2 protein-coding genes are annotated in these 11443 nt (G+C 73.2%); both read right to left on the bottom strand.

All coding sequences use genetic code 11. From position 1 onward, the window contains the following. A partial coding sequence (locus AB0I73_RS38280) for an amino acid adenylation domain-containing protein (protein WP_363045020.1) occupies positions 1–4564 on the bottom strand: 4564 nt, incomplete at its 3' end. Then, positions 4561–11443: amino acid adenylation domain-containing protein (locus AB0I73_RS38275; RefSeq protein WP_363045019.1), on the bottom strand; the 6883-nt coding region annotated here is incomplete at its 5' end. The genes AB0I73_RS38280 and AB0I73_RS38275, both read right to left, overlap by 4 nt.

Genomic DNA, 11443 nt, shown 5'->3' with positions numbered 1-11443 from the left:
GCGACCGCCCGCGCACGGCACGGGAGGCGCCCTGCCAGCCGGACAGCACCCGCTGCCGCTCGGCCTCCTCCAGCACCTCCACCTCGGAGACCCGGGACTTGTCGCCGCTGCCGGCCACCCACTCCAGCACCCGCACCAACCGCCGGACCAGCGATTCGGCGGTCGATCGGTCGAAGACGTCGGTGCTGTACTGGAGGGCGCCGCGCAGGCCGCCCGGGGTGCCGGTCGTACTGTGGGACTCGGCGAAGGAGAAGCCCAGGTCGAACTTGACGCGGTGGGTCTCCACCGGCTCGTGGTGGACGGTGAGGCCGGGGAGCTTGGCGATCTCGTCGAGGGCCTCGACGGGGCCGGCGTTGTTGAGGTTCAGCATGGTCTGGAAGAGGGGGTGCCGGGACAGCGAGCGCTCCGGGTTGACCGCCTCCACCAGCCGCTCGAACGGCAGGTCCTGATGGGCGTAGGCGGCGAGGTCCGCCGTCCGCACCCGCTCCAGCAGTTCCGTGAACGTGGGGTCGCCGGAGACGTCGGTGCGCAGCACCAGCGTGTTCACGAAGAAGCCGACCAGGTCGTCGAGCGCGTCGTCGGTGCGGCCGGCGATCGGCGTGCCCAGCGGGATGTCCGTGCCCGCGCCCAGCCGGGACAGCAGGGTGGCCAGGCTCGCCTGGAGCACCATGAACAGGCTGGTGCGGCTGTCACGGGCCACGCGGGTCAGACGGTCGTGCAGTTCCGGCGGGAGTTCGAAGGTGACGACATCGCCGCGGTAGGAAGCCACGGCCGGCCTCGGACGGTCGAACGGCAGGGACAGTTCCTGCGGTAGGCCCGCCAACGTCTCGCGCCAGTAAGCGAGTTGGCGGGTGGCCTCGCTGTCCGCGTCGCCCTCGGAGCCGAGGACGTCCCGCTGCCAGAGGCTGTAGTCGGCGTACTGCACCGGCAGCGGCGCCCACTCCGGGGCCGCGCCCCGCACCCGGGACGCGTAGGCCGCGGTCAGGTCACGGGCCAGCGGGGCCCGGGACCACGCGTCGGTCGCCACGTGGTGGGTGAGGAGCAACAGGACGTGCTCGTCTCCGCCGACCTCGAACAGGGTGGCGCGAAGCGGTGGTTCGGAGGCCAGGTCGAAGGGGTGGCCCGCCGCCCCGGAGAGATCGGCGGGCAGCCGGGTGGCGTCGGTACGGACGACGGCGAGGGGCGGGCGGGCCTCGTCGAGCACGACCTGGTGGGGGCCCTCGGCGTCCTCGGCGAAGACCGTACGGAGGGTTTCGTGGCGTGCGGTCAGGTCGGCGAGGGCGTTCTCCAGCGCCGTGCGGTCGAGGGTCCCGGAGAGGCGGAGGGCGACGGGGGAGTTGTAGGCCGCGCTCGGGCCCTCGAAACGGTGCAGGAACCACAGGCGGCGCTGGGCGTGGGACAGGGGGAGCCGGTCGGGGCGCGGGAGCACGGCGGTGATCGGGGTGCGGGCGGCGCCGTTGCCGGTGTCGAGGGCGCCGGAGAGGCCGGCGACGGTGGGGGTCTCGAAGAGCTGCCGGATGGCCAGCTCCGCACCCAGTGCCGTACGGATGCGGCTGACCAGTTTGGTGGCGAGCAGGGAGTGGCCGCCCAGGGCGAAGAAGTCGTCGTCGATGGTGACCGAGCCGACGCCGAGCACCTCGGCGAAGAGGGTGCAGAGAATGTCCTCGCGGGGGGAGCGCGGCGCCCGCCCGCCGCCCGCCTGCGGCCCGTAGTCGGGTGCGGGCAGGGCACGGCGGTCCAGCTTGCCGTTCGGGGTGAGCGGGAAGGCGTCCAGGGTCACGAACGCCGACGGCACCATGTAGTCGGGGAGCCGGTCGGTGGCGAGGGCACGCAGGGCGTCGGCGGTCACGGGGGCGCCCGCGGTCGCCGCGTAGGCGACGAGCCGCTTGTCGCCGGGCTGGTCCTCGCGGAGCAGGACGGCGGCCTGGGTGACGTCCTCGTGGCCGGCCAGCACGGCCTCGATCTCGCCCAGTTCGATGCGGTAGCCGCGCAGCTTGACCTGACCGTCGCCGCGGCCGACGAACTCCAGCTGGCCGTCGTGGTTCCAGCGCAGGACGTCGCCGGTACGGTACATGCGGGATCCGGGCGGGCCGTAGGGGTTGGCGACGAACCGCTCGGAGGTGAGGGCCGCGCGCCGCCAGTAGCCGCGGGCGAGACCCGTGCCCGCGATGTACGCCTCGCCGGGGACGCCGGGCGGTACGGGCCGCAGCCCACTGTCGAGGAGGTACACCTGGGTGTTCCAGAAGGGCCGGCCGACGGGGACCGGGCCGACCGGTGCGGGCGCGCCCGCGGGGATGCGGTATTGGACGCTGTTGACGGTGGCCTCGGTGGCTCCGTACACATTGAGGACGCCGGCGTCGGGGCGGCGGGCCCGCCAGCGGTCGGCGACCTCGCCGATGAGGAGTTCACCGCCCAGCATGATCAGCTCGCTGGGGGAGGCCTCGGCGGGCAGCGCCTCCAGCAGGGCGAGCACACTGGGGGTGCCCTTGAGGAAGGTGGCCTCGGGGCCTTCGGCGGCCCGCTCGTCGAGGTCGGCGACGTGCACCAGGCCGCCGGAGACGAGGGTGGTGTAGAGGGCGGTGACGGTGAGGTCGAAGGAGATCGGCGAGTGCAGTAGTGAGGTGCCGATCATCTCCGGGTAGGCGTTGCGGGCCCACTGGAGATAGGCGCCGAGCGAGCGGTGCTCGATGACGACGCCCTTGGGGCGTCCGGTGGAGCCCGAGGTGTAGATCACGTACGCGGGGTGGCCGGGCAGTATCGGCACGGCGGGCGCGGTGGCGGGCCGGGCGGCGAGATCCTCGGTGTGGGCCGGGTCGTCGAGGAGGAGACGCGGCGCGCCGGAGTCGGGGATGCCGGGGGCGAGTTCGCGGGTGGTGAGCAGCAGCGCGGGCTCGGTGTCCGCGAGCATGAACGCGATGCGGTCCGCCGGGTAGTCGGGGTCGACGGGCAGGTAGGCCGCGCCCGTCTTGAGGACGGCGAGCAGCGCGACGACCGTGTCGCAGGTCCGGGGCAGCGCGATGGCGACGAACCGCTCGGGTGCCGCGCCGTGCTCTGCCAGCAGACGGGCCAGGCGGCTGGAGCGGGCGTCGAGTTCGGCGTAGGTGAGGGTGCGGCCGGCGCCGGTGACGGCGGGGGCCTGCGGGGTGCGGTCCGCCTGGGCGCGGAACAGGTCGAGGACCGTGGCGTCCGGGACGTCGTGTGCGGTGTCGTTCCATTCCCGCAGCACGCTGTCGCGTTCCGGGTCGGTGAGCAGGTCGAGGCGTCCGACAGGCTGGTCCGGGGCGGTGACGAGGGCGCGCAGGACGCGTACGAAGCGGTCCAGGATCTGCTGGGCGGTGGCCTCGTCGACGACGTCGGGACGATGGTTGAGCCGGAACGTCATGCTGTCGCGGGCGGCCGCGATCAGCAGCATTGGGTAGTGCGTGGCCTCACGGTTCTTGCCGGGGGCCAGGCTGATGGCCGCGCCGATGCCGGTGCCGGCGGTGCCGGAGCGGTTGACGGGATAGTTCTGGAACACCATGGAGGTGTCGAAGAGTTCGCCGTGCCCCACGGTGCGCTGGATCTCCGCGAGCCCGAGGTGCTGGTGCGGGGTGAGGGCGGCCTGTTCGCGCTGGACGCGGGCGACGAGCCCGGCGAGCGGCTCGGCGGCCCGCAGCCGCACCCGGGAGGGCAGGGTGTTGATGAACAGGCCCACCATGCGTTCGACGCCGTCGATCTCCGGCGGGCGTCCGGAGACGGTGGTGCCGAACACGATGTCGTCGCGTCCCAGGTGCTTGCTGAGGGCGATCGCCCAGGCGGTCTGCACCACGGTGCTGAGGGTGAGGCCACGGCCGCGGGCCAGCTCGGTGAGCGCCGCGGTCTCGTCCCGGGGCAGTTCGGCCCGCACCTCGGCCCCGGCCACCGCGGCACGGTCGGCGCCGGGTGCCACGAGGGTGGGTTCCATGAGGTCGGCGAACGTGTCGCGCCAGGCGGTGCGGGCGGCGTCCCGGTCCTGGCCCTCCAGCCACGTGAGGTAGTCGCGGTAGGGGCGGACCCTGGGCAGGGCGCTGTCGTCGCCCGCAGCGTCGTAGAGCGCGAACAGGTCACCCATGAGGACGGGCAGGGACCAGCCGTCGAGCAGGAGGTGGTGGTTGGTCAGGACGAGGCGGTGCCGGGCGGTGCCGAGCCGCAGCAGGGTGAAACGCAGCAGCGGCGGCCGGGCCACGTCGAAGCGGGTGGCGCGTTCGGCGGCGATCAGGTCGGCGGCGATGCCGGCGCGTTCGGCCTCGGGGAGACCGCTCAGGTCCCGCTCGATCCACGGCAGCGGCACCTCCCGCATGACCAGCTGGGCCCAGTCGCCGTTCTTGCGCTGGCGGAAGGCGACCCGCAGATTGGCGTGCCGGGCCAGCAGCTTCTTGGCGGCGGCGCGCAGGGCGGCGGTGTCCAGCGCGCCGTCGATGTCGAAGGACATCTGCACGACATAGGGGTCGAGCTCGCCCTCGTCGTAGACGCTGTGGAAGAGCAGGCCCTCCTGGAGCGGGGCCAGCGGCAGGATGTCCTCGATCTTCCGCGCTGTGCGACTCACTTGCTGGCCTCTTCTTCCTTCTCGAAGTCGTGCGGTTCGTCGTCGAAGTCGTCGAACAGGTCGTCCAGTTCCTCCTCGAACGCCTCGATCTCGTCCTGGCCGATCGAGGACAGGGAGACGTCGGAGGGGGTGAGACCGCCCGCGTGTGGGTTCTCGGAGTGCGTGACCAGGGCGCGCAGGGCCTGGAACCACAGTTCGGCCAGCTCGCGCACCTCGTCCTCGTCGAGGATCCCCTCGGCCCAGGTCCAGAACGCGACCAGCTCGGAGCCCTCCGGGCCGTCCTCGGTACGGGAGTTGAGCTCCAGCGGGTGGGCGAGCGGCAGCTGCGGCGGGTCGCCGGCGACGGCGTCGACGCCGGTGAGCGGAGTCCAGTCGGCGGCCCGGTCGCCGTCGGCGGCGGTGAAACGGCCGAGGTAGTTGAACGCTACGTGGGGGGCGGCGAGGCCGTCGAAGCCGGATGCGGTGGCCGGGTTGAGGTGGCGGACCAGGCCGTAGCCGATGCCCTTGTCGGGGACGGACCGGAGCTGCTCCTTGATCCGTTTGATCGCGGAACCGGCTGCCTGGCCGCCCGCGAAGGCCCGGGCGAGGTCCACGCCGCCCGTGTCGAGCCGTACCGGGTACAGGTTGGTGAACCAGCCGACGGTGCGGGACAGGTCGGCGCCCTCCACGAGGTGCTCCTCGCGGCCGTGGCCCTCCAGGTCCAGCAGCAGGTCCGGCCCGCCGTGCCGCCAGCGCGCCCAGGCGAGGGCGAACGCGGTGAGCAGGACGTCGTTCACCTCCGCCTGGAAGGCGGCGGGAACGCGGGTCAGGACGGCTTCCGTGACGTCGGCGGGCAGGGGCATGGTCAGCCGGCCGGCCGTGGCCTGGACGTCCCGCGCCGGGTCCAGGGGCCGTCGGCCGGGCGGGGGCCCGGCGGACCGCAGGACGTCCTGCCACCAGGCCGCGTCCGCGACCCAGGCGGATTTGACGGCCTCCTCGGTGAGGCGCTGCGCCCAGCGGCGCAACGAGGTGCCCACCGGCTGCAGGGCGGGCTCCCGGCCGGCGGCGAGCGCCTCGTACGCCTCGGCGAGGTCGGGGATGAGGATGCGCCAGGAGACCCCGTCGACGACCAGGTGGTGGATGATCAGCAGCAGCATCCCGGGGGTGTCCCGGCCGCGGTCGAACCACACGGCCTGCACGACCCGTCCGTCGGCCAGGTGCAGCCGGTCACGGGCGGCCGCGCCCGCCTCCCGGACGAGGGCGTGGAGTTCGGCGCCCTCGACGCCGGAGACGTCCACCCGCCGGACCAGGCCGCCCGCGTCGACGCTTCCCGGTTCCCCGACCTCCAGCCGCCGTCCGGGGGCCGGGGTGAGGCGGGCGCGCAGCGCGTCGTGGTGGTCCAGCAGGGCCTGTACGGCGCCGGTGAGCGCGCCGGCGTCGAGGGCGGCCGGTACGCGCAGCACGGCGGACATGTTGAACGCGTCCAGGTCGTCGGTGCGGGCGAGCAGCCAGTGCTTGATCGGTGTCAGCGGCACGTCGCCGATGCCGGCGCCGGGTTCCTCCGCGACGGTGGTGCCGGTCTCGGTGACGACCTCGGCGAGTGCCGCCACGGTCCGGTGCTCGAAGATGTCGCGCACGGACAGTTCCAATCCGGCCCGGCGTGCCCGGCTGACCAGCTGGATCGACATGATGCTGTCGCCGCCGAGGTCGAAGAACCCGTCGTCGACGCCGACCTCGGCCAGGCCCAGGACGTTTGCGAACAGTCCGCACAGCACCTTCTCCCGCTCCGTGCGTGGTGTCGCGGCCACCGTGTCGGTGCCGGGGGCGGGCAGGGCCCGCCGGTCGAGCTTGCCGTTGGCGGTGAGCGGCAGTTCGTCGAGCAATACGACGAATGACGGGACCATGTAGTGCGGCAGTTGCTGCTCGAGGTGGGCGCGCAGCGTGCGGTCCAGCCCCGCGTCGTGGTCCCGGCCCTCAGGCACGACGTACGCCACGAGCCGGGTCGGGCCCGCGGTGTCCTCGCGGGTGATCACGACCGCGGTGTCGACGGCCGGGTGGTCGGCGAGCACGGCCTCGACCTCGCCGGGCTCCACGCGGAAGCCGCCGATCTTGACCTGGTGGTCGGCGCGGCCCAGGAACTCCAGCTCGCCGCAGTGGTTCCAGCGCACGATGTCGCCTGTGCGGTAGAGACGCCGACCGGGCTGCCCGAACGGTGAGGCGACGAACCGTTCCGCCGTCCGGTCTGGGCGGCCGAGGTAGCCGCGGGCCAGCTGGGCGCCGCCGATGTAGAGCTCGCCGCGCACCCCCGGCGGCACCGGCCGCAGTCCGGCGTCGAGGACGTACACCGAGGCGTTCCACAGCGGCTGGCCGATGGAGGCGGCGGTGGGCCACTCGTCGATGTCCTCGGGGAGGGTCGCGGTGGTGGCCGCATGGGTCTCGGCCGGGCCGTAGATGTTGTGGGCCATCCGCCGCCAGCTGCTTGCGCAGAACTCCCGCAGCTCGTGACTGAGCCGGAACTGCTCCCCGCCCTGGAAGAGGTCGGTGAGGGAGTCGAGCCGTTCGCCGGTGTCGGCGGCGGCCGCCAGCACGGCGTCGATCACGAGGGTCGGCGCGAACAGTTCATTGACGCTGTACCGGGCGATCCACCGGGCCAGTTCGTAGGCGTCGCGGCGGACGTGCTCCTCCGGGATCACCAGGGTCTTGCCGACGACCAGCGCCTGGAGGATCTCCTGCACCGCGAAGTCGAAGGAGACGGCGAGGAACTGCGCCGTCCGGGTGCCGACGCCGCCGCAGTACGTTCCGGTGTGCCAGGCGAGCAGGTTGACCAGCGAACTCATCGGCATCACCACACCCTTGGGGGTGCCGGTGGAGCCCGAGGTGTACACGACGTAGGCGGGGTGCCGCAGGTCCAGCGGGCGGACCCGGTCCACGTCGGTCAGGTCGGAGTCCGAGGCGGCGGCGAGTGACCGGACCGTCTCCGGGTCGTCGAGCACGACATCACGGGCGACGCCGTCGCCCAGCACCGGGCGGGTCGCCGCGTCGGTGACGACGACGCGGGGGCCGCAGTCAGCGAGGACGGCCCGCAGCCGCTGCTCGGGGGCCGAGGTGTCGAGAGTGAGGTAGGCGGCACCCGTCTTCAGGGTCGCGACCAGGGCCACCACCAGGTCGGCGGACCGGGGCAGGGCGATCACCACGACGTCCTCGGCGCCCACGCCCGAGGCGGCCAGCAGATGCGCCAGCCGGTTCGCGCGGGCGTTCAGCTCGGCGTACGAGAGGGTGACGTCCTCGCCGAGCACCGCGGTCGCCCGGGGTTCGGCGGCGACCTGCCGCTCGAAGAGCGTCGGTACCGGCTGCGGGGGCACGTCATGGGCGGTGCGGTTCCACTCCTCCACCACCCGCCACCGTTCGGCGGGCGCCATCACCTCCAGCCGGCCGATGGGCTGTGCCGGGTCGGCGACGGCACCCTCGAGCACGCGCAGCAGCCGCTCGGCGAACTCCTGCGCGGTGCCGCGGTCGAACAGGTCGGCGTTGTACTCGACGGCCGCGCCCAGCCCCTCGGGCTCGCCGTGCGGGCCGTAGCGCTCGTCGAAGAAGAACGCCAGGTCGAACTTGGCGCGTCCGGTCTCCGGCGCACGCACGTCCACGGTGAGGCCCGGCAGCTGCAGGACCTCCAGGGCCTCCTGGTTGTTGTCGAAGCCGAGCAACACCTGGAAGAGCGGGTGGCGGGCCAGCGAGCGGGCCGGGCTGAGCACCTCCACGAGCCGCTCGAACGGCACGTCCTGGTGCCCGTAGGCGCCGAGGTTGGTCCCCCGGACCCGGGCGACCAGCTCGGCGAACGTCGGATCGCCCGAGGTGTCGGTACGCAGCACCAGCGTGTTCACGAAGAACCCGACGAGGTCCTCGACGGCCGCGTCGGTACGGCCCGCTACGGGGCTGCCGATCGGGATGTCGGTGCCCGCGCCGAGCCGGGTGAGCAGGGTGGCGAGGGCGGCCTGCGTCACCATGAACAGGCTGGTGCCGGTCTCCCGGGCGAACGCGGCCAGCCGCGCGTGCAGCTCGGCGGGCACCTCGAAGGGCACCCGGCCGCCGCGGTGCGACTGCCGTGCCGGGCGGGGCCGGTCGACGGGCAGCTCCAGTTCCTCCGGAAGGTCCGCCAGCGCGGTCCTCCAGTGGGCCAGCTGCCGGGAGATCTCGCTGTCCGGGTCGTCCTCGGAACCGAGCACCTCGCGCTGCCACAGCGTGTAGTCGACGTACTGGACGGGCAGCGGCGTCCAGGAGGGGGCGGCGCCGCGGGCGCGGGCGGTGTAGGCGAAGGACAGGTCACGGGCGAGGGGCCCCATCGACCAGCCGTCACCGGCGATGTGGTGGACCACCAGGACCAGCACCCGCTCCCCGTCGTGCGCGGAGAACAGCCAGGCGCGCAGAGGGAGTTCGGCAGTGAGGTCGAAGGGGTGGGACGCCGCGGCCCGCACCCGGTCCTCCAACTCGCCGGAGGTGACGTCGACCTCGGTCAGCTCCGGCGCCGCGTGGGCGGCCGGCAGGACGATCTGCCGCGCCCCGTCGGCGTCCTCGGCGAACAGGGTCCGCAGAGACTCGTGCCGGGCGACGACATCGGTGAGCGCTTGGCGCAGCGCGGCCCGGTCGAGCGCGCCCTGCAGCCGCAGCGCCACCGGGATGTTGTACGTGGCGCTCGGCCCTTCCAGGTGGTTGAGGAACCACAGGCGCTGCTGGGCGTACGACAGCGGGACACGCGCGGGGCGCGCCACGGCCGTGACCGGCCGGCGGGCACCCGAGGCCTCGTCCAGCGCCTCGACGACGCCCGCGACCGTCGGGTTCTCGAAGAGCCGGCGGATGGACAGCTCCACGCCGAGCACCGTGCGGATCCGGCTGAGCAGTCGCACTGCGGACAGCGAGTGGCCGCCGCGATCGAAGAAGTTGTCGTCGATGCCCACCGAGGCGACGCCGAGCAGCTCGGCGAAGACGGTGCACAGGATCTGCTCCCGCGGGCTGCGCGGCCCCCGGGAACGAGCGGGCCACACATCCGCCGCCCGGGCGTCCGCACCCCCGGGCACCTCGACGAGCCGTAGCTCACCGTCGGCCGACCAGCGCGCGGACCTGCCGGTGCGGTACATCCAGCCCGCACGGCCGAACGGACACGGCAGCCACCGCTCCTGCTCCGCGGCCTCCCCGCCCGGATCGGAGCCCGTCACGTACAGCTGTCCCGCGACCCCGGGCGGTACCGGAGACAGGGCTTCGTCGAGGACGTACGCGCGAGCGCCGTCCGTCGTACCGGGCAGGGACGCACCGGCCAGGGCGGCGGCCATGGCGGGCCGGGCCGCGTCGCTCCACTCGTCCAGCACCGCCGTCCGCTCGGCCGGGCCGAGGACATCGACCGTGCCGATCGTCCGGTCGGCGCCCCGGGCCATCGCGGTCAGCAGGCGTACGAAGCGGTCGGCCACGGAGCGGGCGGTGTTCCGGTCGAACAGCTCGGCGGAGAACTCCAGGTCACCGGTGACCCCGGCGGGCCGGCCCGCGCCGTCGAAGCGTTCCGTCAACTCCCAGTTGAGGTCGAACTTGGTGTCCTCGATGGGGAGCCGCTCCAGCTCCACCGCCAGCCCCGGTAGCTGCGCCTCCTCGGCGACGGTGGCGCGCGGGTCGGTGTTGTGCAGGGTCAGACACACCTGGAAGAGGGGGTGCCGGGACAGTGAGCGCTCCGGGTTGACCGCCTCCACCAGCCGCTCGAACGGCAGGTCCTGGTGCGCGTACGCCTCCAGGCTCCGTGTCCGTACGCGCTCCACGAGCTCGGTGAACGTCGGGTCGCCCGAGGTGTCGGTACGCAGCACCAGCGTGTTGGCGAAGAATCCGACCAGCTTCTCCACCGCCGCGTCGGTACGGCCCGCGATCGGCGAACCGACGGGAATGTCGGTGCCCGCGCCCAGTCGCGTCAGCAGTGCGGCGAGACCCGCCTGGAACACCATGAACAGACTGGAACGCGTCGACCGCGCCAACTCGGTCAGGGCTTCGTGCAGTTCGGCCGGGAGCCGCAGCGACACCTGACCACCGCGCTGGGTGACCATCTCACTGCGGGGGCGGTCGTAGGGCAGCTCGAGCTGGTCGGGGAGTCCGGCCAGGGTGTCGGTCCAGTAGGCGAGTTGGCGGGAGATCTCGCTGTCGGGGTCGTCCTCGGAGCCGAGTACTTCGCGCTGCCAGAGGCTGTAGTCGGCGTACTGCACCGGCAGCGGCGCCCACTCCGGGGCCGTGCCCCGCACCCGGGCCGCGTAGGCGGCCGCCAGGTCACGGGCCAGCGGACGCATCGACCAGCCGTCGCCGGCGATGTGGTGCAGGAGCAGCAGCAGGACGTGCTCGTCGTCGCCGACCTCGAACAGCGTTGCCCGCAGGGGCGGTTCCGTGGTCAGGTCGAAGGGGTACCGCGCCGCGTCCGCCAGCCGGGCCCCGAGCCGATCCTCGTCCACGGTGAAGACGTCGAACCCCACGACCACCTCGTACGGCTCCAGGATCACCTGGGTGAAGCCGGCCTCGTCCTCGGCGAAGACGGTCCGCAGGCTCTCGTGCCGGGCCACCACGTCCGCGAGTGCCAGCCGCAGCGCCTCCCGGTCCAGCACGCCGGCCAGCCGCAACGCACCGGGCGCGTTGTAGGCGGTACTGCCGTCCTCCAGCAGACTCAGGAAGCGAAGCCGCTGCTGGGCGTAGGAGACGGGGACACGAGCGGGCCTCGGTCCGGCCGTGACACCGGGACGCTGTACGGGGGCCGGGACCGACCCCTGCTCCAGCGTGGCGGTGATGCCGGCGACGGTGGGGGTCTCGAAGAGCTGGCGGATGGGCAGCTCGACACCGACAGCGGTGCGGATGCGGCTGACCAGTTTGGTGGCCAGCAGGGAG

It is taken from the genome of Streptomyces sp. NPDC050388 (genome assembly GCF_040655635.1).
Classification (GTDB): domain Bacteria; phylum Actinomycetota; class Actinomycetes; order Streptomycetales; family Streptomycetaceae; genus Streptomyces.
Note: the sequence above shows the minus strand (reverse complement) of the source record. Positions and strands in the feature narration are given on the sequence as shown.